The sequence below is a fragment of the Limnospira fusiformis SAG 85.79 genome (assembly GCF_012516315.1).
GTDB lineage: Bacteria > Cyanobacteriota > Cyanobacteriia > Cyanobacteriales > Microcoleaceae > Limnospira > Limnospira fusiformis.
Genome location: NZ_CP051185.1, coordinates 6,339,686 through 6,365,919, shown reverse-complemented (window position 1 = coordinate 6,365,919; position 26,234 = coordinate 6,339,686). Strand labels below are relative to the sequence as shown.

The 26,234-nt window shown below is 44.0% G+C and carries 30 protein-coding genes; 19 read left to right on the top strand and 11 right to left on the bottom strand.

The genetic code is table 11. The annotated features are described in order from the left end of the window. The first annotated feature begins 61 nt into the window (after positions 1–61). Positions 62–190, top strand: coding sequence for a hypothetical protein (locus HFV01_RS31585; protein WP_318286068.1), 129 nt, complete (start codon positions 62–64; stop codon positions 188–190). Between the two features lie 94 nt (positions 191–284). On the opposite strand, the gene HFV01_RS29780 is transcribed toward HFV01_RS31585, so the two are convergent. Beyond that, a complete protein-coding gene (locus tag HFV01_RS29780; protein ID WP_187757655.1) occupies positions 285–1,013 on the bottom strand; it encodes a M15 family metallopeptidase in 729 nt (242 codons plus the stop codon). Positions 1,014–1,075: 62 nt separating this feature from the next. On the opposite strand from HFV01_RS29780, the gene HFV01_RS31580 reads away from it, so the two are divergent. The 12 genes from HFV01_RS31580 (at position 1,076) to HFV01_RS29745 (ending at position 9,913) form a co-directional block, all read left to right on the top strand. Beyond that, entirely contained in the window at positions 1,076–1,207 is a 132-nt protein-coding gene (locus HFV01_RS31580) for a hypothetical protein (protein ID WP_006622982.1), read from the top strand. 141 nt (positions 1,208–1,348) lie between these two features. Continuing rightward, the gene (locus HFV01_RS29775; protein WP_193521351.1) at positions 1,349–1,507 is read left to right on the top strand and encodes a hypothetical protein; all 159 of its coding nucleotides are present in this window, start codon (positions 1,349–1,351) and stop codon (positions 1,505–1,507) included. 112 nt (positions 1,508–1,619) lie between these two features. Then, the gene (locus HFV01_RS31575; protein WP_006622981.1) at positions 1,620–1,751 is read left to right on the top strand and encodes a hypothetical protein; all 132 of its coding nucleotides are present in this window, start codon (positions 1,620–1,622) and stop codon (positions 1,749–1,751) included. Between the two features lie 140 nt (positions 1,752–1,891). Further along, on the top strand, positions 1,892–2,023 hold the full coding sequence (locus HFV01_RS31570) for a hypothetical protein (RefSeq protein WP_006622981.1): 132 nt from the start codon (positions 1,892–1,894) through the stop codon (positions 2,021–2,023). 140 nt (positions 2,024–2,163) lie between these two features. Beyond that, a complete protein-coding gene (locus HFV01_RS31565) occupies positions 2,164–2,295 on the top strand; it encodes a hypothetical protein (RefSeq protein WP_006622981.1) in 132 nt (43 codons plus the stop codon). Positions 2,296–2,435: 140 nt separating this feature from the next. Continuing rightward, a complete protein-coding gene (locus HFV01_RS31560; RefSeq protein ID WP_006622980.1) occupies positions 2,436–2,567 on the top strand; it encodes a hypothetical protein in 132 nt (43 codons plus the stop codon). A gap of 107 nt (positions 2,568–2,674) precedes the next feature. Next, positions 2,675–5,707 (top strand): PAS domain S-box protein, encoded by a 3,033-nt coding sequence (locus HFV01_RS29770; protein WP_193520703.1) that lies wholly within the window; start codon positions 2,675–2,677, stop codon positions 5,705–5,707. Positions 5,708–6,217: 510 nt separating this feature from the next. Next, positions 6,218–6,601, top strand: coding sequence for a response regulator (locus tag HFV01_RS29765; RefSeq protein ID WP_006622978.1), 384 nt, complete (start codon positions 6,218–6,220; stop codon positions 6,599–6,601). Between the two features lie 142 nt (positions 6,602–6,743). After that, positions 6,744–7,214, top strand: a complete 471-nt coding sequence (locus tag HFV01_RS29760; protein WP_006622976.1) for a POTRA domain-containing protein — start codon at positions 6,744–6,746, stop codon at positions 7,212–7,214. Positions 7,215–7,285: 71 nt separating this feature from the next. Then, on the top strand, positions 7,286–8,488 hold the full coding sequence (locus HFV01_RS29755; RefSeq protein WP_193520702.1) for a ShlB/FhaC/HecB family hemolysin secretion/activation protein: 1,203 nt from the start codon (positions 7,286–7,288) through the stop codon (positions 8,486–8,488). Between the two features lie 232 nt (positions 8,489–8,720). Further along, positions 8,721–8,999 carry a hypothetical protein gene (locus HFV01_RS29750; RefSeq protein ID WP_193520701.1) on the top strand — a complete coding sequence of 93 codons (279 nt, stop codon included), beginning with the start codon at positions 8,721–8,723 and terminating at the stop codon, positions 8,997–8,999. Then, positions 8,969–9,913 carry an SPFH domain-containing protein gene (locus HFV01_RS29745; RefSeq protein WP_318286067.1) on the top strand — a complete coding sequence of 315 codons (945 nt, stop codon included), beginning with the start codon at positions 8,969–8,971 and terminating at the stop codon, positions 9,911–9,913. The genes HFV01_RS29750 and HFV01_RS29745 overlap by 31 nt, the downstream gene beginning before the upstream one ends. A 10-nt stretch (positions 9,914–9,923) precedes the next feature. Here HFV01_RS29745 and HFV01_RS29740 read toward each other — a convergent pair whose 3' ends face one another. After that, on the bottom strand, positions 9,924–11,960 hold the full coding sequence (locus tag HFV01_RS29740; RefSeq protein ID WP_039932214.1) for an NAD(P)/FAD-dependent oxidoreductase: 2,037 nt from the start codon (positions 11,958–11,960) through the stop codon (positions 9,924–9,926). A gap of 231 nt (positions 11,961–12,191) precedes the next feature. Here HFV01_RS29740 and HFV01_RS29735 point away from each other — a divergent pair, with 231 nt between their 5' ends. Further along, complete coding sequence (locus HFV01_RS29735; protein ID WP_006622970.1) at positions 12,192–13,571, top strand: aldehyde dehydrogenase; 1,380 nt, start codon at positions 12,192–12,194, stop codon at positions 13,569–13,571. A gap of 210 nt (positions 13,572–13,781) precedes the next feature. Here the strand turns inward: HFV01_RS29735 and HFV01_RS29730 are convergent, their stop codons facing one another. After that, positions 13,782–14,537, bottom strand: coding sequence for a response regulator transcription factor (locus tag HFV01_RS29730; protein ID WP_006622969.1), 756 nt, complete (start codon positions 14,535–14,537; stop codon positions 13,782–13,784). A gap of 418 nt (positions 14,538–14,955) precedes the next feature. On the opposite strand from HFV01_RS29730, the gene HFV01_RS29725 reads away from it, so the two are divergent. Next, entirely contained in the window at positions 14,956–15,207 is a 252-nt protein-coding gene (locus HFV01_RS29725; RefSeq protein ID WP_006622967.1) for a DUF6761 family protein, read from the top strand. A gap of 60 nt (positions 15,208–15,267) precedes the next feature. Here the strand turns inward: HFV01_RS29725 and grxD are convergent, their stop codons facing one another. The 3 genes from grxD to HFV01_RS29710 are packed head-to-tail and all read right to left on the bottom strand — an operon-like array spanning position 15,268 to position 16,596. Further along, entirely contained in the window at positions 15,268–15,591 is a 324-nt protein-coding gene (gene grxD / locus HFV01_RS29720) for a Grx4 family monothiol glutaredoxin (protein WP_006622965.1), read from the bottom strand. A gap of 42 nt (positions 15,592–15,633) precedes the next feature. Further along, entirely contained in the window at positions 15,634–15,891 is a 258-nt protein-coding gene (locus HFV01_RS29715) for a BolA family protein (RefSeq protein WP_006622964.1), read from the bottom strand. Positions 15,892–15,930: 39 nt separating this feature from the next. Further along, a complete protein-coding gene (locus HFV01_RS29710) occupies positions 15,931–16,596 on the bottom strand; it encodes a hypothetical protein (RefSeq protein ID WP_006668291.1) in 666 nt (221 codons plus the stop codon). 218 nt (positions 16,597–16,814) lie between these two features. On the opposite strand from HFV01_RS29710, the gene HFV01_RS29705 reads away from it, so the two are divergent. Continuing rightward, positions 16,815–19,034, top strand: coding sequence for a S8 family serine peptidase (locus HFV01_RS29705; RefSeq protein WP_035759016.1), 2,220 nt, complete (start codon positions 16,815–16,817; stop codon positions 19,032–19,034). 82 nt (positions 19,035–19,116) lie between these two features. Here HFV01_RS29705 and HFV01_RS29700 read toward each other — a convergent pair whose 3' ends face one another. Continuing rightward, positions 19,117–19,464: a KGK family protein gene (locus HFV01_RS29700; RefSeq protein WP_006668289.1), complete on the bottom strand. Its 348-nt coding sequence runs from the start codon at positions 19,462–19,464 to the stop codon at positions 19,117–19,119. Between the two features lie 149 nt (positions 19,465–19,613). Then, entirely contained in the window at positions 19,614–20,663 is a 1,050-nt protein-coding gene (ccsB, locus tag HFV01_RS29695; protein ID WP_008055904.1) for a c-type cytochrome biogenesis protein CcsB, read from the bottom strand. A 239-nt stretch (positions 20,664–20,902) separates the two neighbouring features. On the opposite strand from ccsB, the gene HFV01_RS29690 reads away from it, so the two are divergent. Further along, positions 20,903–21,340, top strand: a complete 438-nt coding sequence (locus HFV01_RS29690; RefSeq protein WP_006622953.1) for a Tery_1686 family protein — start codon at positions 20,903–20,905, stop codon at positions 21,338–21,340. Between the two features lie 114 nt (positions 21,341–21,454). After that, entirely contained in the window at positions 21,455–23,686 is a 2,232-nt protein-coding gene (locus tag HFV01_RS29685) for a GumC family protein (RefSeq protein ID WP_006622951.1), read from the top strand. 79 nt (positions 23,687–23,765) lie between these two features. Here HFV01_RS29685 and HFV01_RS29680 read toward each other — a convergent pair whose 3' ends face one another. Both HFV01_RS29680 and HFV01_RS29675 read right to left on the bottom strand, forming a co-directional pair. Next, positions 23,766–24,164: a hypothetical protein gene (locus HFV01_RS29680; protein ID WP_006622950.1), complete on the bottom strand. Its 399-nt coding sequence runs from the start codon at positions 24,162–24,164 to the stop codon at positions 23,766–23,768. Positions 24,165–24,287: 123 nt separating this feature from the next. Beyond that, entirely contained in the window at positions 24,288–24,638 is a 351-nt protein-coding gene (locus tag HFV01_RS29675) for a hypothetical protein (RefSeq protein WP_006622947.1), read from the bottom strand. A 145-nt stretch (positions 24,639–24,783) separates the two neighbouring features. Here HFV01_RS29675 and cdf31 point away from each other — a divergent pair, with 145 nt between their 5' ends. Continuing rightward, positions 24,784–25,731: a CDF family zinc efflux transporter Cdf31 gene (gene cdf31, locus HFV01_RS29670; protein WP_006622945.1), complete on the top strand. Its 948-nt coding sequence runs from the start codon at positions 24,784–24,786 to the stop codon at positions 25,729–25,731. Here the strand turns inward: cdf31 and HFV01_RS29665 are convergent. Beyond that, complete coding sequence (locus HFV01_RS29665) at positions 25,728–26,135, bottom strand: phosphomannose isomerase type II C-terminal cupin domain (protein WP_006622943.1); 408 nt, start codon at positions 26,133–26,135, stop codon at positions 25,728–25,730. The two genes, cdf31 and HFV01_RS29665, sit on opposite strands and share 4 nt — an antisense overlap. Positions 26,136–26,234: the final 99 nt, after the last annotated feature.

Genomic DNA, 26,234 nt, shown 5'->3' with positions numbered 1-26,234 from the left:
ACACGCACAGATTTAGGCTTGACAAATTCGGCGACTTGACCTATACTTGTATTGTGGGAAAATGTGGCGGCATATATATGCTAATTTCTACATAATAGCCAGCCTGGAGAGCGATCGCTTCTGGCGGAAATGTTGTCTGTCTCTCAGGGCTACAGGGTTAGACACAGCCACACAAACACTCAACGATTAAACATGAAATTAACTAGGGTTTTGGGCTTGACAAACTCGGCGACTTGACCTATACTTGTATCATGGGAAAATGTGGCGGCATATATATGGTGATTTTAACTATACCGACCATAACAAGCGATCGCGCCTTTTGTACTCTGACGATTATGCAGCCAAGCCCACATTTGGTCACCATAGGAAAAATGCCACCATTCATGTAAGTGTTGTAGGAACCCAGCCCGGGTCATGACCTGCTTTAAGATTTGTCGATTTCGATGATATTCTAGTTCGGTAGGATCGGAACTTTCGGCAAAATAATCTGGTTGAGACCGAGGAGAAATCTCATCAATATCAGAACCCATATTAAGCGCACTGACGGTCACGATATCAAATAAAGTAACATCGACAGCAGCCCCAGTGCTATGGGGGGGAGGGGTAGCAGGGTCATGGCTAGGACTAGCCCAAAATTTATAAACTTCCTCCCACAATTGTTGTCGCTGTTGTTCGGATAGCAATTCTAGGGTTAATCCTGTGGCTTTAAGTTGTTGTTGAAAAGCATGATCAACCATAAACTGTTGTACTTCAATGGGTCGATAAGCATCAAAAACCAAAATCCGCAAATGGGGATATTCAGCTTGTAAATATTGGTTAGCGGTAATTAAGCGATCGCCAACATTCTCTCGCAGGTAATAGGGGGAACTAACGGGAGAGAGTTGATAAGGCGCACCCAATTTATGATAGGGGTGAGGAGACTCAAAAATAAACAATTCTGCGGGAATGGGAATCAACAATTCCCCACAATCTTGAATCGGAATTTTTTGATAAGGTTTGTCAGTAGATGTCATAGATTAATGTACCAAAAAAAACTCAGCCCCCCCCATATACCCTATCATTTTATTAAGGGTAAGTGGCTAATATCTTCCTAGCCAGCATAGCTAGTGGGAAGGCGATCGCCACTCAAAAATCAGTGCCGATTTTCGTTTATGGGTGGACTGAGAATAAACTAGGGTCCGGAATTAACTATAGCAATGAAATATAAGAAACTTATAAGGCGGCGGGTGAGTTAGCCAAATTTATTTGGGGAGGTATGCGCGAAAAAAAAACTCAGGCCCCCCATATACCCTATCTATGTAAACAGCATCAGCCCTCGGAGAGAGTTTCTGAGTTGTGATAGGGGTAAGTGGCTAACACCTTCCTAGCCAGCATAGCTAGTGGGAAAGCGATCGCCACTCAAAAATCAGTGCCGATTTTCGTTTATGGGTGGACTGAGAATCAATCAGGGTCGGAATTAACTATAGCAGTGAAATATAAGAAACTTATAAGACGGCGGGTGAGTTAGCCAAATTTATTTGGGGAGGTATGCGCCATAAAAAAACTCAGCCCCCCATATACCCTATCTATGTAAACAGCATCAGCCCTCGGAGAGAGTTTCTGAGTTGTGATAGGGGTAAGTGGCTAATACCTTCCTAGCCAGCATAGCTAGTGGGAAGGCGATCGCCACCGAAAAATCAACAGTGATTTTCGTTTATGGGTGGACTGAGAATCAATCAGGGTCCAGGATTAACTATAGCAGTGAAATATAAGAAACTTATAAGACGGCGGGTGAGTTAGCCAAATTTATTTGGGGAGGTATGCGCCATAAAAAAACTCAGCCCCCCATATACCCTATCTATGTAAACAGCATCAGCCCTCGGAGAGAGTTTCTGAGTTGTGATAGGGGTAAGTGGCTAACACCTTCCTAGCCAGCATAGCTAGTGGGAAGGCGATCGCCACGGAAAAATCAACAGTGATTTTCGTTTATGGGTGGACTGAGAATCAATCAGGGTCCAGGATTAACTATAGCAGTGAAATATAAGAAACTTATAAGACGGCGGGTGAGTTAGCCAAATTTATTTGGGGAGGTATGCGCCATAAAAAAACTCAGCCCCCCATATACCCTATCTATGTAAACAGCATCAGCCCTCGGAGAGAGTTTCTGAGTTGTGATAGGGGTAAGTGGCTAACACCTTCCTAGCCAGCATAGCTAGTGGGAAGGCGATCGCCACGGAAAAATCAACAGTGATTTTCGTTTATGGGTGGACTGAGAATCAATCAGGGTCCAGGATTAACTATAGCAGTGAAATATAAGAAACTTATAAGACGGCGGGTGAGTTAGCCAAATTTATTTGGGGAGGTATGCGCCATAAAAAAACTCAGCCCCCCATATACCCTATCTATGTAAACAGCATCAGCCCTCGGAGAGAGTTTCTGAGTTGTGATAGGGGTAAGTGGCTAACACCTTCCTAGCCAGCATAGCTAGTGGGAAGGCGATCGCCACGGAAAAATCAACAGTGATTTTCGTTTATGGGTGGACTGAGAATCAATCAGGGTCTGGAATTAACTATAGCAGTGAAATATAAGAAACTTATAAGGTTCAAGAAAAAAATTTGTCAAGTCGCTATGACTTTAATATCAAAAGCGCTACTATCAAAACTATAAGTATATTTTCTTGCACTGATAGCAGATTATGGCTTCCACCGATATCAATTTTCCGGTTCGGCTTTTAGTGATTGCAGGCGAGTCTCCGAGTCGCGGGGAACTGGCTAACCTATTAACTATCAATAATTATCAAGTTCAGGTTATTGGTGATGGATATGAAGGTCTGGGGGTAGCGAAACATATTCCACCTGACCTCATTCTTTTAGATGTGAAATTACCGGATACTGATGGATATGCGATCGCCAAACAATTACAAGCGCACACGGTAACCGCCAACATTCCCATTATGCTACTAGCTGAGTCTACAACCATATTTCGGGAAGTTCGCCGGTTGAACTTGCGAGTAGCAGATGTTCTGATTTATCCCTTAGATTTGGAAGAAGCACAAGGTCGCATTGAAATGCAACTGCTATCCTCCCACAGAGGGGATGATTTCACCCATCATTCAGGAATTACACAGCAATTACAATCGGTGAATCATCAATTAAAAACACTGATTGATAATTCTCCCATGGGAACTATTATTTGGGATCGAAAATTGCGGGTTATCCAATGGTCTAAGCAAGCAGAAGAGATATTTGGTTGGTCTGAGTCGGAAGTGTTGGGTAAGTCGATGAATGAATGGAAATTAATCTTTGAGGAAGATAGCGATCGCATTAATCGAGAAACTCAGACCATTTTTGCTAATCAAGAAAAAAGGAGGATTTGCATAAATCGTAATTACCGCAAAGATGGCTCAGTTATTTATTGTGAGTGGTACAATTCCAATTTTTACGATGAATCAGGAAAACTGAATATGTTGCTGTCTTGGGTTCAAGATATTAGCGATCGCCAAAAGACGGAAGCAGCTTTAATAAAAAGCGAGGCTAAATTTCGGACTATCATTGAAACGACCCTCGAAGGAGTTTGGATGATTGACAGTGACAATATGACCACTTGTGTCAATCAGCAAATGGCAGATATGCTGGGTTATACCCAAGAAGAAATAACTCAATCTTCCCTATTTAAGTTTGTGGATGAACAGGATTATCCAATAGTCGAAAATTATCTGCAACGTCGTCGTGAAGGTATTGCGGAACAACATGAGTTTAAATGGAAGCGGAAAAACGGAGATATTCTCTGGACTATACTATCAACTAATCCTATATTTGATGATGGTAAATATGCTGGATGTTGTGCGATTATCACAGATATTAACTATCGTAAAAAAACTGAAGTCGCCTTAATCAAAAGTGAAAAACGCTTTCAAGAAATTGCCTCTACTATCAGTCAGTTTTTCTTTGTAAAATGCGCCCATTCAGGACAATATATTTATTTAAGCCCAGCCTATGAAAAAATTTGGGGACGCACCTGTGAGAGTCTCTATCAAAATCCTGATTCTTGGTTAAATACCATCTACCCAGAAGACCGAGGAGCAGTAATTAATTATCAGGAAAAACAGCATCAAAATAATTTGGTTAAACGAGAATATCGGATTATTAGAAATGATGGTGTAATTAGGTGGGTTTATGAAGAAGTCAACATTATTTATAATGACGATGGTTCTCCCCTGCGTTATATAGGATTTGCGGAAGATATTAGCGATCGCAAAGAAGCAGAAATAGCCTTAGCAGAAAGCGAAGAACTCCTACGCATAGCGGTAAACCATGCTCCTGATGTTTTTGTAATTTATGACAGCGATCGCCGTTTAAAATTCGTCAACCAACGAGCATTAGAACTAACAGGCTGGTCAGAAGAAACATTTATGGGTCGCCGAGATGAAGAGCTATTTCTCCCAGAGGCAACTTCCCACTATTTACCCTTGCTAGAAAAAACGATCCAAACCCTAAGCATACAAATGGGCGAAGCTACTATTACGCTTCCAAATCAACCCCCAAAAACCCTGATTGTTAAATATTTACCATTGTTAGACAAACAGGGTAAACTTAGCCAAATTTTAGGTTTAACCTTTGATATCACCCACTATAAACAAGCCGAACAAAAACTCCGAGATAGTGAGGAACTCTTCCGCACTGCTTTTGAAGATGCAGCGATCGGTATGGCATTGTTATCCCCCCAAGGAAACTGCTTAAAAGTTAATCGCTGTATATGTGAAATGTTAGGCTACCAGGAAGCAGAACTACTCCAACTTCAATGTAAAGATATCACCCACCCAGAAGATTATGAGCAGGAGGTAAAATCCATTAAAAAATTGCTCGATGGTCAAGTTCAATATTACTATGTAGAAAAACGTTACCTTCATAAGCAAGGATATGTGATTTGGGTATTGTTCAGTATGTCCGTAGTCCGAAATATTGACGGGGTTCCTCTCTATTTTATTGCTCAAGCTCAGAATATCAGTGAACGGCGAGCTGTAGAACAGATGAAAAATGAGTTTATTTCTGTGGTTAGCCATGAACTGAGAACGCCACTCACCGCTATTCAAGGTTCTTTAGGACTGTTATCTTCTGGCTTGTATGATCACAAACCCCAGGAGTTTCATAAATTTATTCAAATTGCTTTATTAGAGACAGAAAGACTCGTGCGACTGGTGAATGATATTCTTGATATTGAACGGTTAAACTCGGGTCAGGTTGAATTTCAAATGGAGGCTTGTTCCGCTCAGGACTTGATGACACAAGTGGTTAAGAGTTTACAAGCGATCGCTCATCAAGACTCCATTACCCTCGAAATTTTACCCACCTCCCTTCAACTCTGGGCGGAACGAGATGCTATGCTACAAACTCTGACTAATTTGGTCGGTAATGCTATTAAGTTTTCCCCTCCCCATACCACCGTCACTCTCTCAGCTTATCCACAGGATGATATGGTGCTTTTTCAAGTCCGCGACCAGGGACGTGGCATTCCTCCCGAACAACTAGAAACTATCTTTAGTCGCTTTCAGCAAGTCGATGCCTCGGACTCTCGCCAAAAGGGTGGGACTGGCTTAGGTTTATCTATCTGTCAAAGTATTATTCAGCAACACGGCGGCAAAATTTGGGTCGAAAGTCAATTGGCTAAAGGCAGCACTTTTTATTTCACTATTCCTATGGTTATACATACCAACCGTACTGACCATTAAACTTGTTTTTAAAAACTCAATTTCCCCATTTAACAGTCATGATGCACAAAATGTGATTTTTGTCAACCCCCCGATTTTTGGCCGTCCATTTTTTCGGCAAAATTGGTGTCTCGGGATTAGCCATTTTCCGCCCACTGACATTTAAACTGACGACATAATCAGGGTTTTAGCCTCATTTTTGCTATACGCACACAAACAGCGCTCATTTTTAATTTTTTCCACCCTACCATAACCCCCATTCTCTCGTCAAATTTGTGGGAAATATTCTCAATAAAAATGTCATAAATATTTACAATTTTTTAAATATTAAAATCATTTTGCCAGATATATAAGTATGGCTTAACTCAAATGCCATCAGGGACAGACCACAGAAGTAACAGGTAAAAATTGATAATTATCTATATAACTTTCTGTATTCGTAGACCGGAAAAATGCTTGTCTATTTGAATCTAATAAGCCAGAGTAGTTTTATATTGCTTACATCGTAAATTGTGGCCTAAATTGTGACCTATGTCAAAACCCCAAATTTTAGTAATTGATGATGAAGAACGTATCCGGGAAATTGTCCGGGTTTGTCTGACCGATCTGGGAGGTTGGGATGTAATTACAGCCAAGTCTGGTCAAGAGGGGTTACAGAAAGCCAAAACGGAACATCCTGATGCGATTTTGTTAGATGTATCCATGCCAGATCTCGATGGTTTCGAGTTGGCCAGGCAATTCCAACAAACACCAAGCTGTCGAGAAATTCCGGTAATTCTGCTGACAGCCAAAGTGCTAAAACAAGATCGCGATCGCTTTGAACAAATGGACATCACCGGAGTGATTACCAAACCATTCAACCCCTTGACCTTAGCCCAACAAGTCAGGGACCTGTTAGCGACCAATTCTGATTAATCAGCCATTGAAACTAACGGCAACCTCTGGGAAATATTTAACCGTGTCAGACACAAAAAACCAGGCTAAAATGATGAAAATCTCAATATAGCTGGCAGTTACACATTGAGGAGTAAATATGGGCATCTGAACTCCAAAACCTATGTTCAATAACCTATTGAAGTTGCTACTAAATACCACTATTAAGATTGTAGCTATCACTTACCCTTGTGCTACCCTAGCCGAAAGCCTCTCCCCGGTCTTACCTGTAAATTTTCCAGAGGTTCCCAACACCATTCCATCACTACCAGAACGTCCCCAACCAGAACCCGAACTTCCCCCGCAGTTACCCACACCTGATCAGTTATTTCCTTCCCCTTTACCGACACCAGAAAATATCGAAGAAACTCCAGATGTATCTATTACTATTATTGTCGAACAATTCAGCTTTGAAGGAAACACAGCCTTTAGTAATCAACAACTAGCAGAAGTTACGCAATCTTTTCTAAACCGTCCGATTACGTTGGCGGAACTTTTGCAAGCACGTTCGGCGATTACCAATCTTTATATCAGCGAAGGTTACATCACTTCGGGCGCTTTTATCCCCCCCAGGAACTGCAACAGGGAACGGTAAATATCCAAATTTTATAAGGCGAAGTAACTGATATTAACGTCAGCGCTACAGGACGACTAAACCCCAATTATGTGCGTAGTAGTCTAGCTGTGGCTACGGCAAAAACCCTCAATCAAAATCGTCTACTGGCGGCGTTACAACTATTACAATTAAACCCCCTAATTGATACGATACAAGCGGAATTATCTACGGGAACTTGTCCTGGTCAGAGTATCTTAGACGTAGAATTTGCGACGGCTAAAACCTTCGATATTAATTTATTTGCTAATAACTATCGCCCCCCCAGTGTTAGCACGTTTCAACGAGGCATTGAACTGACAGAGGCGAATCTTCTCGGACAAGGAGATGGTTTAGGGATATATTATAGTAATACGGATGGCAGTAATGTAGTAGATATATTCTATGATTTTCCGATTAATGCCCGCAACGGTACGGTCGGATTTTACTTTAATTATACGGATAGTAATATTGTAGAACGACCTTTTAATGAACTGGATATTGAGGCGAAAAGCACGACCTTTGAATTGCGATATCGCCAACCTATTATTCAGACACCTACAGAAGAGTTTGCTTTGGGTGTTAGTTTCGCTCGTCGCCAAAGCGAGACATCTATTTTAGGCATAGGTTTTCCCTTAGCTAGAGGTGCGGACTCGGATGGTCAAACCCGCCTATCAATTTTGCGCTTATCTCAGGAATATACCAGGCGAGGAACTCAACAGGTTTTGGCGGCGCGATCGCAATTTAGTATAGGCTTAAATCTGTTGAACTCGACGATTAATGATGATGGTCCTGATAGCCAATATATAGCATGGCGAGGTCAAGCACAGTGGCTGCGATTATTAGCCCCAAATACCCCCGTATTATGGCGATCGGATATCCAATTATCTACACAGGAATTAGTACCCCTAGAACAAGTAGGATTAGGGGGATTAGACAATCTTCGGGGATACCGTCAGGATGCCTTATTGCGCGATAATTTTATATTTGCTTCGGCGGAGTTACGCTATCCCATTCTCCGAGTAGATAACAATAAGGGAATTTTACAAGTTACCCCCTTTGTCGATTTCGGTACAGCCTGGAGTAGCAACGCTGACGAATTGCAATTATCTGCGGAAACTTTAATGTCTTTAGGTTTAGGCTTGCGTTGGCAGTATGGTGATAATTTCCGCGCCAGGTTTGATTGGGGAATTCCCCTGATAGAACTTAGTTCCAATAAACGAACTCTCCAAGAACATGGGTTATATTTTTCGGTGGAATGGAGTCCGTTTAGGTAAATATTTCCTAGTTCATAGCCTCATCAACGGGGTTTTCCAAAACTTTAGGTAACAGTTACTAATGACTAAACCTATCTGCTGTTGAGGTTCGCCAGACAATCTTAAAAAAATCTTTGATATCTGTTGAGTCCTAAAGCGATCGCCTATAATAGTACACAGGAGCTAAATAGATCGCGCATATTCACCCCATCGAGTTAACCCCCGGGCTATAACTCGATTCTATTCCCCAGTCATGAAAACCCTGCTTAAATGGCTAGTAGTTGGTTGTTTTGAACTCATCCTTTGCTTTTGGATTTTAGGAACTTCCGCCAACTTAGTTAGTTCCCCCAGTAACCTGAAAGTCTGGTTAGGAGTATTTGGCTACTTAACTGGATTAGTAATAATTCCAGGCTTATCGGTTTCTCATGTTACCCGCAAAATTCATCGCGCCAAAGTCGAACAAAAACAGCTACAAGCAACATTTCCCGAAGATGAAACATCTTGGTTAAAACTGTTAGACTCCCAGAGGTAATTATGATGATGAAAACCGCGCAAATCCCCAATTTACTAGGGTTAACAGGATGCGCCATTTTAGTAAGTATGAGTATCTCTTCCTGTGGCGTAATTCCGGGAACCAGTGTTAAACGCATTCCCCCTGGTTATGTAGGACTGAGAGTGCAAATGTACGGAAGCAATCGCGGTGTACAGAATGCCACTATTAGCACCGGAAAAGTATGGTATAATGCTTACAGCGAGGAAATTATCGTTTTTCCCGATCACGTTCAATATTACATCCTCTCAGCGGCGAGAGATGAAGGTTCACCTATCGATGAAAGCATCTCTTTCGGAGTTGGGGGAACTAGCGTCAATGCAGATATTTCTCTATCCTACTTTTTCAATACGAACCAAATCAAGGATTTTTATGGTAAATATCTGAAAGACCCTGATGAGTTTAAAGCGACTTTAGTCCGCAGTGAACTCCGCAACTGCTTTAACCAAGAAGCAGCCGGATTAAGACCGGAAGATATTGTCGGAACTAAACAGCGAGAACTATTGACCTCGGTTCAAAACTGCTTAAACCAAAAATTTGTCGGCGTGGGGGTGGAATTTGATTCGATTGGGTTTGTCAGTAAGCCCCGTTTTGATAGCGCCATTGAAGCGCAAATGACCGCCCGTTTTCAAGCTGAACAACAGGCGATCGCCGCTCAAGCACAACTACAAGTCGCCCAAGCGGAAGCAGAACGTCAACTAGCGAAAGCCCAAGCGGACGCAGAAGCAGCCAGAATTGGTGCATCCACAGTCAACCCCATGACTATCAGACTCAGGGAATTAGAACTTCAGGAAAAGATGATTCAGAAATGGAACGGTGTACTTCCCCTATATCAAGGGGGTGTCGCCCCATTTCCCAGCTTTGACCCTAAACCGGCGACTTCTGCTAATAATTAATCATGAATGATTAAGAAGTCCTGGGTTGTAACTTCCTGAGAAGTGGTGGTTGATGCTGTCCCAAACCATCTGTCAGTACATAACTGGTGGATAATAATAACAGCCATAGCCCCGGATAACGAGGTTCTAACCAGGGTTGAAGGCGACGCGCGAGGGGGGGAACCCAACTAAATAGCCAACTGATGAACGCCAACCAGGTGAAGGTAAAATAACTAATCATCCAGCGGATAACTTCCCCAGTATTGACAAAATCTAAAATCCAAATCAGCAACTGGGGGTTCATGCGCGCGGCTTTCAAAGCCAGACGGTTAAAGGTCCACCAGTCTGTCCTATCCTTAATAAATGTATTAGCCACTTCTTCGGGTTCTGTAGCCAAAAGCCCAAAAAAAGTATTCAAAATGGAGTTGATTCTTTGAGGAGGAAGATAACGCCCGGTGGGAACCATCATTCCCTTAGAAAATAACCAAGTAACGGCGATATTGCTTTGGTAGGCGCGAATTTTATTCAGGTAGTATTTGGTTAGTAAATCATGCTTGAGTGCGGTATTTAATAAATCGGTTAAACGGGATAAATTCCGCACCAAAGAACCAAAACCTGTAAACACTAAAGGAGACTGAAGACAAGCAGCATCTCCAATAGCAATTAAACGGTCATAGGCGACAGTGCGATCGCTTCCTCCCAGACTGAAATAACCGGGAATATAGCCAAAAGTCGCCTTTTTCCACACCAAATTATCCAGATTACAACGACGATATTCTGGTAAAATGGTAAAGAAATCCTCGTACATTTCCAACAGAGAACCGGGGTTAATCTGATTAACCTGATGATAGTGAAACAGATAAATAGTCAACTCATCACCTTCGCCGGGGAACAACTCCCAAATCAATTGGCGACCCTTGGAAATATCCCCATGACTGTGGAGAACATCCCCATAATTAGAATCCCAAACTCCAGGTTCAAACCCACCATTAATCACAGCCCCGACGGTAGGACAAACACTATCAAAAGTGCGATCGCCATTAAGTTGCCAAGCAATAGGGGAAGCGGTCCCCATAGCATCAACCAATAACCTTCCCGTAGCTATGCGTTCGGAATTAGTAGTCAAATCAGTAGCGGTAACCTTAACGCGATCGCCCCCAATATCCGCCCGAATAAACTCGGTTTGATCCCAAATTTCTCCCCCCGCCTGTCGCAGTTTTTCACCACACAAAGACAGCAATTTATCGGTATTTATGGCTACATTCAACACCCGAGGAGTATGCAAAACTTCCCCCTTAGCGATGGGGGGATTATTAGCATCAAAAAACTTGTGGAAACCGTCCTTATACTCCCTAGCGATAAAACTCTCTACTTCCGCCCCGGTGAACAATCCCAGGTCAATTAAACTCTGTAATTCACTCCGAGAAATATTCCATTCCCGGTTCATCCGACCAAAGGGGAGACGTTCCATCAATAGCACCCGATACCCTAAACGTGCCATTACCGCCGCATGAATGACCCCTAAAGCCCCACCAACATAAATTAGGTCATAACTAGGCAACTCGCCATCAGAGTCGGTTCTCGCCTCAGTAAAAATGACCTGTTTAGGAGTTTGTGGATTTCTCACCCCCTCCCGCCAGCGTTTTTCCCACCAGTACACCCGTTTTAAGTCATATTCCCCATTAGGGATTTTCTGAAAATATTTGACCGTTTGGGGATAATAGGCAGCCAAAGCCTCAAAAATCGACTCCTTCGACAAATCAATGGCTGGAGGTTCAGGATACTGATAGGGAAACTCCTGTCTTAACCCAGTTTCCAGGCTGTTGAGTACCTGTTTTTCTTGAGAACTTCCCACAGTCCCCACCCGAAAAACCTTGAGATAGGTTGTGCGTTGGACTGACCAAGTAAACACCGACAATTCCCCAGACCCCTGTTGAGGAAATTTCAGGCGAAACCCGTCTGGGGTGATCATTTTCTCGCCCACCCCCGGATTAAACGTTTGCTGCAACCAGGTACAAACGCTGTGTGTATCGGGGTTAGGAATTTCCAGATATAGAATCTCTTTCATGTCCATGTCAATTTCTTTGGTACCTGAGTTGAGGCTTACCGCTTCACTGTTAACGAAATTAGCGATCGCACTATTACACTAAGGATAGGGGAAACTGCGCCAGCAGTAACTATCCAGAGGGCAGTAGAACAGGTAACAATAGTCTGTTATGCCACCATAACCAGATATAGCAGACTGTCAGTACCCTGGTCTATAACAGGGGAACTTCTAACCATAAGGAAATTCTCAATAATGACAGAAAACTTGAATATCTCGGAAATTATCAGCCAACAGCGACAATTTTTTGCCACCGGACAGACTAAACAGGTAGACTTCCGACTCTCGCAACTGCGACGACTCCAACAGGCGATCGCCGATTTTGAACAACCTATCCTAGAAGCAGTCAAAGCTGACTTAGGCCGTCCTGAGTTAGAAGGGTTGTTTGAACTGTCCACCCTCGGAGAAATTAAATATGCTCTCAAAAATCTAAAGTCCTGGGTCAAACCTCGCCGGGTCAAGACCCACGTCACCGCCTTTCCGGCTTCTAGCTATATCTATCCTGAACCTTTGGGAGTTGTCTTAATTATCGGACCTTGGAATTATCCGTTTCAATTGGTCATTTCTCCCCTAGTTGGTGCGATCGCTGCCGGGAATTGTGCTATCCTCAAACCCTCTGAACTAGCTGTTCACACTTCCCAAGTCGTAGCTGATCTGATTAGCAAAACTTTTTCACCTAACTATATTGCCACTGTTCAAGGGGGGGTAGAAGTTAGCCAACAACTATTAGATGAACCCTTCGACCACATCTTTTTTACCGGAGGGAAGCGTATCGGTAAAATTGTCATGACCGCCGCCGCCAAACATCTGACTCCCGTTACCTTAGAATTGGGTGGCAAAAGTCCCTGTATTGTCGATGCTGATACTCAGTTAGATTATACCGCCAAAAGGATAGTTTGGGGTAAGTTTATTAATGCTGGTCAAACTTGTATAGCTCCCGATTATTTATTGGTAGACCGCCGCATTAAATCGGACTTAATTACAGCTATGATTGGCTGTATTGAGAGTTTTTATGGCTCCGAACCGCAGCAAAGTCCCGACTATGGGAGGATTATTAATCACTATCATTTTCATCGGTTAACTGAGTTAATACATGATGGTAAGATTGTCGCTGGTGGGAAATTTGATGAAAGCGATCGCTATATTTCTCCCACCCTAATTGATGAGGTTTCCTGGGAAGACCCCATCATGCAAGACGAAATCTTTGGGCCGATTTTACCTATCTTGACATATAATGATTTAGGAGATGCGATTAGTCAAATTAACGCCAGACCCAAACCTCTCGCACTTTACCTATTTTCGCGTAATAAACAGTCACAACAGCGCGTTCTTCAAGAAACCTCATCTGGGGGTATTTGTTTCAATGAAACTATTATGCAAGTTGGGGGTCAATCTTTGCCTTTTGGAGGCGTAGGAGAAAGCGGTATCGGTAAATATCACGGTCAAGCAACCTTTGACACTTTTTGCCATTACAAAAGCCTTTTAAAGCAATCTCTGCTTTTCGATATTCCCCTGCGATACGCACCCTATAAACCCAAATTTAACCTGATGAGATTTTCCATCAAAAACGGCTGATTTATTATCTGCAATATGGTGGATTTATCTGATTAATAAATTTACCATCATTGCCCATAACTAAAAACGGCTTTTTCTCAACTCTATTCCCTATATAGGGAATCATACAAACCGAGTAAAAGCCTTTTATTGGGTGCGTCAGTTGTGAATGTTCTGGTTAACAATGCCATTGATATACTGGTGCTGACGCACCCTACCGAATCCTCACAATTAGCTACCAGTTTTAGCCTGAATTGGTGGTAATTGACCATTAACACTAGGATACCAACTTGGATCAGGTTTAAGAACATCCAAATTCAATCGATAACCAATATTACGAACCGTTTGAATTAAACTAGGCTGTCGAGGGTCAGTTTCCATCTTTTTGCGTAATGATAGAACATGAGTATCAATCGTGCGGGGATTATCAATATAATCTGGCCAAGCGCGCCGTAAAAGTTCCGAACGACTGAGAGGCTCCCCATCATTTTGAGCCAAAACATAAAGAAGACTATACTCTTGGGGAGTCAGTTCTATCAGTTGACCCAGAAGATAAACCCGACGCTGTACCAAATCAATTTTCAAATCCCCATAATCTAAACTGGTAGGAGGAGCAACATTGCGGGTGCGACGCATAAGTGCTTCAGCTCTCGCCAAAAACTCCTGCATTCCAAAAGGTTTAGTTAGATAATCATCGGCTCCGGCTCTCAAACCACGGACAATATCAGATTCCGTATTCCGAGCCGAAAGCATCAGGATTAAAGACTGTCGTTGCTGTAGTAGCCACTGGCAGAATTCTAGACTATTGCCGCCTGGTAATTCTGCATCAAGAACTACTAAACTAGGCTGAGTAGTGTAAAACACCTCTCTAGCATGATGAAAGTCCGCAGATTGACACACCGAATAACCAACGTGCTGAAGATGCCAACCTAACAGCGATCGCAGGTGCGGATTTCCTTCAATAATTGAAATATAAGCAGATCCCACTGGTGCCAGCTTCCTTTATCAATAATTGCACACAAGGTTAACAGAGTCTAAATCATCATTTTGTAACTCCTGCTACCCTTGCGATCGGCAATCCACCCTATATCTATGATCAGAATTAGGTTAATATAAAAATCACAGAGGGAGAGAGGCATCAACCTTAAAGCGGCCATCAGCCCACAACCCCCGTAATTTTCCGGGGTGCATTATGATCACAATGAGGGGAATCAGTAAGAAGTTGAAACAATTGCCATCAGTCCAGGGAAACCTATAACTAGAGGTCCAAGTCTTTTCAATCATAGTCCGATTCAGCTAGAATGCCAGAAATCCATATCGGTGAGGTGTATAAAACTGAATCAAGGTAGAGACTAATCCCTTAACCATACCCCCAACATATAGATTATAACTTGAGGTTTCCACCATGTTACAGAATGCTCAGACCATCCGGCACTACCAAAAAATCACCGATTCCCTCGTCGAAATGTGGAATCGAGGCTATCGTTATGATGAGCTTAGAATGTTTGTAGATGGCTACATTGCCGCCCTGAGAAATACAAACGTCCTCGAACCTTATCAAATTCACCGCCTAGAGGAAGAAACCTTTAGGTACATCAACGACCCGTCTAACTTGGAAATGACTCCCCTACCGCAACCAGAAGTAGACTACTACTAGATATTGTTACCAAACCCAGCCACTCGAAGGCTGGGTCTGGGAGTTAATTAGTAAGTCCGACTATGATGCCAAAGCCACCTCTAGCATCTCTTGTAGTTCGCCCTTCTGATATAGCTCAATCATCACATCGGAACCGCCGACAAATTCGCCATTGACGTAAACTTGGGGAATGGTCGGCCAGTTTGAATATTCCTTAATGCCTTGGCGAATTTCTCCATCTTCCAAAACATCGAGGGTTTCAAAGGGAACCCCTAAACTATTGAGAATTTGTACCACGTTATTGGAAAAACCGCACATGGGCATCAACTTGGTACCCTTCATAAACACAAAAACCTTGTGCTGGTTAATCAGGTTTTCAATTCTGGCTTCTACTTCAGGATTCATAGTGATTATTCAATTCAGTTATTGACAACTTAGATCAACAAATTAAGCAGCCTGGTTGACTTTTGACCACTCTTGGGGGGTATAAGTTTTCAGGGCCAGGGCATGAATGGCCTCTGTTGCCATAGCTTGCTTAACAGCTTTATAAACCATCTGATGTTGTTTCACCAGGGTTTTGCCCTCAAACAGAGGCGAAACCACTACAGCCTGTAAATGGTCGCCGCCGCCGAGGTCTTCAACTTTAACAACAGCATCAGGCAACTCAGACTTAATCATTGCCTCAACTTGGGAAAGGGTGATCATGGGATTCCTATGAAACGACTATGTTTGATTGTAGATGAATTATTGAGCATTGGAAGTGGTCGCCGGGTTAGAAGAAGCACTACCCCTGGCGGGACTGCTGACAAATCCTAATTCAAGTAATTGTTGATATGCTTTTTGGCCTAAATCCCGGGTTGGGGCTTGAGAACGAATAATTTGCACCAGCAGGGGAACCGCTAACTCGGGTTGATTTTGGGCGCGATGGACTAAAGCCAATTGATAAGTGGCTGTATCCCTCATTTGAGCGGTATCTCTGGCCTCATTGCGATGTTGGTCAGCAATGCGGTTGTCAACCCCTGAGAAACTGCTGGCTAACTGTTGATGAAAATTGGAAAGCTGATTGAAAATTTGCCGCGCCTCCTGGAGTTTCCTCGCCGCCTGGGCGTAATTCTCGTTACTAATGGCTTCCCCGGCTTCGGCTAACAAGCGCTCCCCCCCTTGAACACTTAAAAAACTACTATCAAGGCTCAATGGGCGCATATCTTGAGGATTCATAGGTACTGGAGTCGGACTTAAATCTCGAGGAAATTCAGAGCCGGACCCTTCACCTGTGGGCTCATCATACACAGAAGGATCTTGAGCCATAACCGTTGTAGCACTGCCTGAGACGGTGAAAACAGTTAAGACTGATGCCAATATACTCAGACAAACTTGCGGATAGCGGACTATGAAACGGGACAGCATCATGCGATCGCGAAATGAAAGGTTATTTATGTTTACGGATCTTATCATTTTCTGGCCAAATTGTGGGAGTTGAGCAAAACTGTTGTAGATCCTGACCAGCCAAGGGTTATAGTCTTTATAGGATGACCATCCATCCCAACCAGCTTGATTCGGTCAACCATTAACATCGGACTTAATCTATTGAGCCAATAATAGTGAGCAGTTTTGAGGATTATAACAAAATGACATCAGCTAACCCCTACGAGATTAACGATCAACAATATCAGGGCATAGGTGTTCCCGAAGAAAGTCTTGGCAGCATTCTACAACGGGGAGGTGAGGAACTGGCAATTACTAAAGTTCCTGGGCGGTTTACGGTTCGCCTGGTTTCCACACCCCCAGTAGGCGGTGCTGGAGTCAGCCCCCTACCGGGTCAGGCTGATGGACTCACGCCAAAACAACCAGTCACGGATAGTGGCCCTCAGTTTACCCCGGTTGTATCTGAGGCAGAAAACTTGGAAAATTTGCCTATCCACATTGAGGAAACTTCCTCAGTACCACCAGAACTCCAAGAGGTTAAGGTAAAAGACACAGAACTAGATCAGGCGATGGAACTGGCTCGTCAGTCAGATCGGGTGGCTTTTGCGAGTCATGTCTATCAGGCTGATAATAATCCGGGAATGGTTATGTATCTGACCAATCAAATCACCATTCAGTTTAACGAAGATGTTGAGGAGTCCAACCGCAATGCGATCGCCAACAGCCAAGGTTTGAGACTATTAAAATCCGTCTATGGTGTTCCCAACACCTTTGTTTATGAAGTCATCCGCCAAGCTAAAGAAAATCCGATTAAAATTGCTAACCGCCTGACCTGGAACCCAGAAGTTCTAGTAGCAGAACCGAATATTGTGGTCAAAAGCCAAAAGTATTATCGACCTAGTGATCCTCTCTACCCGCGTCAGTGGTATCTCCATAATACCGGAGGTGCTGACGTAGCTCCTGATGCTCATATCTCGGTAGAACCAGCTTGGGATATTACCCGAGGAACCAGATCTATAGTGGTTGCTATTACCGATGATGCGATCGACCTGAATCACCCGGATTTTCAGGGTATAGGAAAAATTGTCGCCCCCATTGACCTGAAAGGCCAAAATCGTCTCCCCTCACCACAATCTCCTTCAGATAACCACGGAACCGCCTGCGCCGGATTAGCGATCGCCGAAGAAAATGGCAAAGGTATCGTCGGAGTTGCGCCAGGTTGTGCCTTAATGCCCATTCGTACCACTGGATATCTCGATGATGAATCAGTCGAAAGGATTTTTGATTGGGCTATCAATAACCGAGCCTCTGTCATCTCCTGTAGTTGGGGGGCTAGTGCCGTTTCTTTCCCCTTGTCCATACGACAGCAAGCAGTAATTACCAAAGCCGCCACCGTAGGGCGCAACGGTCGAGGCTGCGTCGTATTATTTGCGGCCGGAAACGCCAATCGCCCCATCAACGGAACCATTAATGAAAGTGGCTGGCCTAATAATGTCATATCAGGCCGAGTCAGATGGTTATCTGGATTTGCGGTTCATCCTGATGTAATTTCCGTATCCGCCTGTACCAGTCTTAATAAAAAAGCCGCCTACAGCAATTGGGGAACCGGAATCACCGTCTGTGCGCCCAGTAACAATGCCCCCCCCGGAATGTGGCTCCAAGAAACTGGCTATATTGGAACCCCTCCAGCGATTAGAACCGCTCTGCGTGGTTTAGGAGTTTTTACCACCGATCGCGTAGGTGCAGCCGGCTATGATCAGGGTGACTTTACATCCCATTTTGGAGGAACTTCCGCCGCCACTCCTCTCGTGGCTGGAGTAGCTGCTCTGGTCTTATCTGTTAATCCTGATCTCAGTGCTAGGGAAGTGCGCCGCATCATTGAACAAACCGCCGATAAGATTGTAGACCCTGATGCTGATCCTCAGTTGGGTATCAGTATGGGAACCTATGATGGTAATGGATATTCCCAATGGTTTGGCTACGGTCGAGTTAATGCCGAAAAAGCCGTGAAAATGGCTCAAAGTCAACGAGTAAGCCGCCAACAGGTGCAAAGGCGGGTGGAGCAATCTAATAACCGGGTTTTAAATATCCCCGATCATAACCCCCAGGGGGTGACTAGCACTATTTCTGTTGCTAATACTAGCCCGATTTTAGATATCCAGGTGACTGTCGATATCGAGCATCAATTTTTGGGTGATTTGGAAGTGCGGTTAATTCCTCCACACGGGGAGGAGGTTCTGCTCCAAGGTCGCACTTTGGGAGGCAATAAGGTTTTGAAAACTACCTATAATCTCCAGACGACTCCCTACATGAGAGAGTTACTAAATCACTCACCACAGGGGACTTGGCGCTTAGTTGTCGCGGATTTAGCGCCCCATCACACTGGTAAATTGAACGGGTGGAAATTGGATTTAGGTTTGTAATATCTGACACCCTCCGGCCACCGACCCTCGTGAATCGGTGGCTGCTTCCCAGAATCAATCCTGAGATGAGAGTTACGTCCTGCTAACTCCACATACCAATTCTTTGGGTTTGTCGTCGAATATGGGCTGGCAAAACTTCAGGAGTATCGCTGCCGCCCATCATGCCATAGTCAACAGATGGGATAGCGTTCGCGCTGGTAACATTATCACTGACGAACTCTAAACAGATTTGAAACCGACCCTTTTCCCAGGGGCCGCCGGGGGTAAGTAGTTCGCACTCAATGCCTTCCCCAAAAAGATTTTCCTCTTCCAACTTAGACTGCATCATAGTCAGAAATTCGCTGACCTTGAAGGTGCATTGAAACATGAGGGTACTCGAACCGGTATGGAGTACGTCGTTATCATCCAAAATACGAGTTAGGTTGTTCATGAAATTTCCTTTTTAGTGAATTTGGGATCAGGGCAGTAATCAGGTATTAGCCCTTGTTTCCACCCTGTAGAATATGTACGGGCGGGTTCTCAAAAGTCTGGGGAAAATAGAGATGATTGCAGAACTCGCCCTTTGTGCCGCACTATTTGTTAGAAGAACCAACCATAGGAGTGGAGACCCTTGCCTAATAGGTTAACTCCTAAGTAGCACACCCAAACTACCAAAAATCCTACAGAAGCTAGAATGGCGGGTTTCCTGCCTTGCCATCCTCGGGTAATGCGGGCGTGGAGATAGGCGGCGAAAACTAACCAGGTGATTAAAGCCCAGGTTTCTTTGGGGTCCCAACTCCAGTAAGAACCCCAAGCCTCATTAGCCCAAACTGCACCAGCAATAATGCCAATGGTGAGTAGGGGAAAACCTAAACCGATGATCCGATAGCTGATGTTATCAATGGTTTCTACTAGGCTGAGACGTTGGGGTGATAGGGTGGCGGTGCTGGTTGGTTGGCCTGTTGAAGGGGTAACTAACTCGAGAAGGGCGGTAGAACCTTGACCGTTGGTAGCAGCAGCCAATTCTGAAGGTTTGGAGGTCGATAGCAGAGCATTAGGGGAAGTGGTAATGGTTTGTACTTCCAGAAGGGATGATTTATGATTCCGGGAAATTCTGGTCCCCAGGGAACTGCCACTAAGTTGGACGGCTTGGCCGCGAGTTAGAATTAAAAAGGCGATCGCCAATAGGGAACCCACCATCAGGGTGGCATAACTGATCATCATGACGCTAACGTGCATCATTAACCAGTTGGACTTTAGGGCTGGGACTAAAGGTTCTGATAGTTGCATGGGGGCGGGTAGCTTGAGGGCTGCAAAGGCGGCGATCGCCATAGCTACCGGGGCTGTTACCACACCGACCAAACGGCTACCACTCATGTTTTCCGCCACTAAGTGCATGGCGGTAATCCCCCAAGCCAGGAAAAATAGGGACTCGTAGAGGTTACTAATGGGAAAATATCCCGCTTCCATCCATCTAGCCCCTAATAGGGCTGCTATGGACAGGTTGGCGATCGCCATACCAGCCGTTCCTAAGCCCTGCAAGGTGGGTATTTGAGGAAATGCAGCCCCTACCCAGTAAATCAACATTGTGATTAGCAGAATGGCAAATGAAATGTTATCTAACTGATTCTGGAGTACCACCAGATCCATGTTATGTTCTCCTGTCAAATTTTTTCGATCACTTTTTCGATCCTACCGATTTTTGCAGCATTTTGACTATTTACGGACCAACAGCAATTAAATAACCTGCCACCACACCCGGTCAGAGATACCCTGTAATGGGTTTATGTTCGACCATAACCTGATTTTTTCATAAATCTCGGTTACGATGCAAAAATCCACCATCATCTGATTTTTGATAGGACTGTTTTTCGGAGGACCAGCACAAAGTGAATGCAGCCGAACAAGCTAATAATCTCGAAGTTGCCAGCAAAATTGCTTCTGTCGTTAATCTATTTAAAGCACAGTTTCCCGATGTGCGGGTAGACCTCAAGCCCTGGATGAATGACCCAGAGACTAGGGAATTAGTTGACCCAGACTCCATCGACATTGGTTTTAACTTTCCCGGTAGAAGTCGGTTGATGCAAAGTCGCTGTATTTTGATTCAGATCCGACTGTATGATGATCCTTATGAGACTAGACTTAGGGCGATCGGAGTCGAAGCCGCTGGATATGATCACCGTGGACAACAGTGGAAAGTCTCCACCGTAGACAATTGGCAATTTTGGGGTGAGTGTCAACCTGCCGATGAGGGAGCCGATAAGTTAAAATTATTCTGTAGGCAAATCTTCGAGTTGTTCAATGGAGCTAATTCCGGGGCGGCTTGATGGCTGGATGTACTCAGTTGATCCATAACTCAACCGAGTATACTGAGAGATAGAATGTAGTGCTATCGCTGAATATAAGGCGATCGCACCTAAGCAATCACCAAATTCATAGCCATGACTTACAATACTCACCTTGATGATGATGAAGGCGGCTTAGACTTGGGGCGGCTGTTGGGGGCTGTTCGTCGGAAACTTTTACTGATTAGTGGAGTGACAATTGTGGTAGCTGGGGCGGCTGTCTACAAGGCTATTACTGATACACCCATCTATCAAGCTGAGTTGGAAATATTAACTCAGCCAGTCGCTATTTCTACTCAGGTAATTTCCTCTGCTAATCCCCAAACTCTTAGTCATCGAGAAGAAATCGTAGCTGTGACCCTGGACGCAGTACAACTTAAACTACTGACTAGCCCCAGGGTTATTGTTCCGATTGTAGAGGAACTTCAGTCTCAATATCCGGGTATTACTTATAAATTTATTGCCAGTAATCTGAGAATCAAGCCGACTCCTGAAAATATTTTAATAGTAGGATATCAGCACCCTAATAAAAATTTGGTTAAGTCGGTTTTAGATTTGGTTTCACAAGCATTTTTAAACTATAGCTTAGAAACCAGACAACAAGATATTCTCAAAGGTATTGAGTTTGTGGGTGAGCAAATACCACAATTACAACAAAGAGTTGATAATCAGCAAGAAAGACTACAGACTCTCCGCCAAACCAATAATCTGTTAAACCCGGAAACTGAGGGTAGTAAACTCTCAACTCAGGTAACGTCAATTGAACAACAACTTTTAGAAAATCAGCTGCAACTGGGTCAAGCTAAAGCCTTGTATGCGAACCTACAAAGGGAACTCGCTAATCAATCCCCGGAATATGCGGTGGCTTCTGTACTGATGGAAAGTCCCCGTTATCAAGAAATTATGAATCAACTGCGGGCTATAGATAATCAGATAGCTAAAGAGTCGGTTCTTTATTTAGAAGAAAGTCCAGAAATCAGCATTCTGCAAGAACAACGGGAAAGTTTATTGCCACTTTTACAAAGAGAAACCAACCGAGTTAGTCAAGAGTGGGCTAGTAAAATTCAAGACCTAGAAGAACGAAATCTGATTCTGCAAGATACCATAGATAGGATTAATGCAGAAGTTAAACAGCTTTCGGTAGTGAGTCGAGAATATACGGATATTCAGCGAGAGTTATTGATTGCTACGGATAACTTAAATCAGTTTTTGGCAAAACGGGAGGCTTTTAAAATTGATATGGCTCAAAGGGATGCTCCCTGGGAGTTATTAACTCCTCCGGGTGAACCTAAACCCTCTTCTGCAAGTCTCAAGAAAAATTTAGTTTTAGGGACGGCTTTGGGTTTGCTATTAGGATTAGGTTTGGCGCTGTTGGTAGACCAACTTAGCAATATGATTTACACGGTTAAGGAGGTTAAGGAGGCGACAAGGTTACCGATTTTGGGAGTTATTCCGTTTGACCGCCATTTGAAGTCTACAGTTTCACAGAATATTAATCCCGATGGTTATGCACTAGAAAATAGCGAAGATTTGGATTTGGGAGTTGGGTCAAGTAATCAGTCACAAGGAAATGTCATGTCGGCATTTTATGAGTCGTTTAGAAGCCTTTATACTAGCATTCGGCTGTTGAGTCCAGATCAACAAATTCGGTCTATGGTGATTAGTTCTTCTGTCCCTGGGGAAGGTAAATCTACAACTGCTATTTATCTGGCTTTGGCGGCGGCGGAACAAGGTAGAAAGGTGCTTTTGGTAGATAGTGACTTGCGATGTCCGAGTCTCCATCAGCAGTTGGGATTAATTAATATGCAGGGGTTGACTGATTTAATTTCTAGTGATGCTCTCGATATAGATATAGAGCGTGTAATTCAGCCCTATTTTTTGGAGAGTAATCTGTTTGTTTTAACATCAGGTTCAACTCCCCCTGACCCGATTAGGATTTTATCATCTCATAGGATGATTAATTTAATCCGAAAACTTGAGCAGGATTTTGATTTGGTGATTTATGATGCACCGCCTATGTTAGGATTAGCAGATGCTAACTTGCTGGCTTCGGAAACCAGTGGTATGGTGTTAGTAGCCAGTTTGGGTCGAATTAATCGTTCGGTTCTGGAAAATGCGATCGCTCAATTAAAAGAACACCCGAACATGAGCGCCCCCATTTTAGGAGTAGTTGCGAACCGTTCTCCTGAAGTTCCCCTCAGTTCTTATAGTTATAGTTTCAGTAATCCTCAATTCCGGCAAAATCCCCGAAATTGGACTCCTCAAAAGGTGAATAGTTCATCATCAATTGTAGGAACAGTTCCGAGAACAAATGCCAGAAAATCATAGCAAGTGTAGAGACAAGGGAGGCTTGTCTCTACGGGTGGGGGGGATTGGCTTTAATTAACTAACGGGCTGGTTTTGTTGATTAGGAAGCATCAGACTCCCGCAAGCGTTCCAACTCTTCCCTTAACTTAGCAATTTGAGAGGTGAGATTTTGGATTTCGGTGATTTCATTGGTTTGGGGGCTAGATACTTCAGACTCTGTGGAATCTGTAGGAGTAGTTATGTTTGAACTATCGACTTCACTGGACTGGGTGGATTCTGATTGAGAAAGGAGTGTATCGACAAAGCTGCGGGCTTCCTCTTCGGTGATAGCGCCTTTTTCCGCCCATTCTTGGGCGAGTTCATTTAACTGTGACTGGATAGTTTCCAGGTTGGCTTCCCGCTTTTGAGGGTCTTGGAGAATTTCAATCAGTGAGGATGTTGCGCCTAGGGTGACACGAAATCCTTGGTGTAGCATTTGGGTTAGGTTATCGACATTCATAAGTAGCAGAAAACTCGTCACGACAAGAAACAAGTGGCTAATTAGCGCGGATCTAGGATATATTCTAGCATTTGGCTCTAGTCTGGGGGGACTTACGCCAAAACTGGAGTGAATAGCGCGAATTTAGCCAACCTGTTCGAGGTATTGTTGCACATCATTAAGGATTTGGGTTAATTCAGCCTCCGTGGTAAGTTTAATGCGATCGTCGCGGAGGGTAATCAAGACTTTAGCAGCAAAGAGACTTGGCCAGATGTTGGGATTACAGAAGACTTCCAGAAAGACATCTCCGGTATACTGGTATTCCATCGACTTCTGGGGGGTGGGTCTACCTCCACCAGCGGTAGATTGAGCAGCCACTGCTATTAGCTTGGTTAACTCATTTAGGGCTGTTTGTAAGTTGGTGGCGGCGTGCGGGGTGAAGCGCAAGGCTACTGAGCCCTGTATTAAATTGAGAGTTAGAGGAGCAGCAGACATAATTTTAATGGTAGAATAATGATTACCTTAACAATTGTACCGATTAGCGATCGCCTCTTAATTATCCGATGTCGAGGTTTGGGGGGGATTGATGTTTACCGGAAAGTTTCGAGAGCGAATTTGAGGAAAATAGCAGGGTATCATCATGAGTGTGGATCACCGTTCCCAAGTGCGCCGGGTTCTGATTATCACCTTGGCTTTGAATTTATTAGTAATCGGGATTAAGGTAGCCCTAGGGGTGATCACTGGGTCTTTGAGTTTGTTGGCTGATGCTGTGCATAGTGTCACCGACGCGGCGAATAATGTGCTAGGATTGGTTGCTAATCATTTTGCTTCCCCACATCCCGATCGCGAACATCCCTACGGACACCAAAAATTTGATGCGGTGGGTGCTTTGGGAATTGCCGCTTTTTTGGGAATTGCCTGTTTTGAAATCCTCACCCGTGCTGTGGAACGTCTGCTAGACAGTGAAAATGACCCCGTGATCGTCTCTGTTGAACATTTATGGATTTTGTTGGTGGTCTTGGGTATTAATATTTTTATCGCTTATTATGAGCGGCGGGTGGGTAAGCGTCTAGGAAGTGCTTTCCTCGTGGCGGACGCTAAACATACTATGAGTGATATTTGGACGACAATTGTGGTGATCGCCGGATTAATTGGGGTGTGGCAGGGTAATGCTTGGGGTTTACCACAATTACAATTTTTGGATGTGGTGTTAGCGTTTCCGGTCGCTATTTTGGTGTTTCGCAGCGGGTGGGAGGTGATTAGCGATAATTTACCTTGGTTGGTGGATAGAATGGTGATCGCACCTGAACAAATTAAGCTGATTGCTATGTCTGTTCCCGGTGTCGTTAATTGTCATGCGATCGCCTCTCGCGGTATCATCGGACGGCAGGTTTTTATCGAAATGCACATGGTTGTCCGGGCTAAGGATGTAGAAACAGCCCATGACATTACTGAAGCCGTCGAAGCACAATTAGAAAAGCGCTATGGTCCGGCTCGTATTTTAATTCATGTGGAACCACCCGAATATAAATCAGATGTGATTACCTACGAGGAGCGATCGCCGACAGAGGACCAAGACGATAATTAACGGGAAATATCCGATTGATCGATATTCTCATCAACTTCCGGAAACCTGATAATGTCGTCCTCTCCCAAATATTCCCCATTCTGTACTTCAATCATTACTAGGGGAATCACTCCCGGATTATCTACCCGGTGGGGGGTATTCATCGGGACGTATGTAGACTGCTTCGCCGTGAGGATAATTTCTTCATCACCACATTTCACCTTCGCTGTTCCCGCCACTACAATCCAGTGTTCACTACGATGATAGTGCATTTGGGTACTGATATGATACCCCGGATTAATCACAATCCGATTGATCCGATAACGTTCCCCCTGTTCTAACAACATTACCTTACCCCAGGGGGGTGTCCGGGTCATTATCGGTGTTTGAGTTTCTGTTGGTTTGTCCGTTTTGGCTTTTCCCATTTTCCACGTCACGCCCAAAATACAAACTTCATTTTAACTCATATTTTCCCAACAATTTCGCTCCCATTGCCTCCCGTAAACCGTCAATTTTGCTTTACA

What these genes read in the sequence shown, in the direction of transcription:
- HFV01_RS31585 (WP_318286068.1), top strand. Translation starts at nt 62, where the DNA reads ATGTGGCGGCATATATATGCTAATTTCTACATAATAGCCAGCCTGGAG.
- HFV01_RS29780 (WP_187757655.1), bottom strand. Translation starts at nt 1,013, where the DNA reads ATGACATCTACTGACAAACCTTATCAAAAAATTCCGATTCAAGATTGT.
- HFV01_RS29770 (WP_193520703.1), top strand. Translation starts at nt 2,675, where the DNA reads ATGGCTTCCACCGATATCAATTTTCCGGTTCGGCTTTTAGTGATTGCA.
- HFV01_RS29765 (WP_006622978.1), top strand. Translation starts at nt 6,218, where the DNA reads ATGTCAAAACCCCAAATTTTAGTAATTGATGATGAAGAACGTATCCGG.
- HFV01_RS29760 (WP_006622976.1), top strand. Translation starts at nt 6,744, where the DNA reads ATGTTCAATAACCTATTGAAGTTGCTACTAAATACCACTATTAAGATT.
- HFV01_RS29750 (WP_193520701.1), top strand. Translation starts at nt 8,721, where the DNA reads ATGAAAACCCTGCTTAAATGGCTAGTAGTTGGTTGTTTTGAACTCATC.
- HFV01_RS29740 (WP_039932214.1), bottom strand. Translation starts at nt 11,960, where the DNA reads ATGAAAGAGATTCTATATCTGGAAATTCCTAACCCCGATACACACAGC.
- HFV01_RS29735 (WP_006622970.1), top strand. Translation starts at nt 12,192, where the DNA reads ATGACAGAAAACTTGAATATCTCGGAAATTATCAGCCAACAGCGACAA.
- HFV01_RS29725 (WP_006622967.1), top strand. Translation starts at nt 14,956, where the DNA reads ATGTTACAGAATGCTCAGACCATCCGGCACTACCAAAAAATCACCGAT.
- grxD (WP_006622965.1), bottom strand. Translation starts at nt 15,591, where the DNA reads ATGAATCCTGAAGTAGAAGCCAGAATTGAAAACCTGATTAACCAGCAC.
- HFV01_RS29715 (WP_006622964.1), bottom strand. Translation starts at nt 15,891, where the DNA reads ATGATCACCCTTTCCCAAGTTGAGGCAATGATTAAGTCTGAGTTGCCT.
- HFV01_RS29710 (WP_006668291.1), bottom strand. Translation starts at nt 16,596, where the DNA reads ATGATGCTGTCCCGTTTCATAGTCCGCTATCCGCAAGTTTGTCTGAGT.
- HFV01_RS29705 (WP_035759016.1), top strand. Translation starts at nt 16,815, where the DNA reads ATGACATCAGCTAACCCCTACGAGATTAACGATCAACAATATCAGGGC.
- HFV01_RS29700 (WP_006668289.1), bottom strand. Translation starts at nt 19,464, where the DNA reads ATGAACAACCTAACTCGTATTTTGGATGATAACGACGTACTCCATACC.
- ccsB (WP_008055904.1), bottom strand. Translation starts at nt 20,663, where the DNA reads ATGGATCTGGTGGTACTCCAGAATCAGTTAGATAACATTTCATTTGCC.
- HFV01_RS29685 (WP_006622951.1), top strand. Translation starts at nt 21,455, where the DNA reads ATGACTTACAATACTCACCTTGATGATGATGAAGGCGGCTTAGACTTG.
- HFV01_RS29680 (WP_006622950.1), bottom strand. Translation starts at nt 24,164, where the DNA reads ATGAATGTCGATAACCTAACCCAAATGCTACACCAAGGATTTCGTGTC.
- HFV01_RS29675 (WP_006622947.1), bottom strand. Translation starts at nt 24,638, where the DNA reads ATGTCTGCTGCTCCTCTAACTCTCAATTTAATACAGGGCTCAGTAGCC.
- cdf31 (WP_006622945.1), top strand. Translation starts at nt 24,784, where the DNA reads ATGAGTGTGGATCACCGTTCCCAAGTGCGCCGGGTTCTGATTATCACC.
- HFV01_RS29665 (WP_006622943.1), bottom strand. Translation starts at nt 26,135, where the DNA reads ATGGGAAAAGCCAAAACGGACAAACCAACAGAAACTCAAACACCGATA.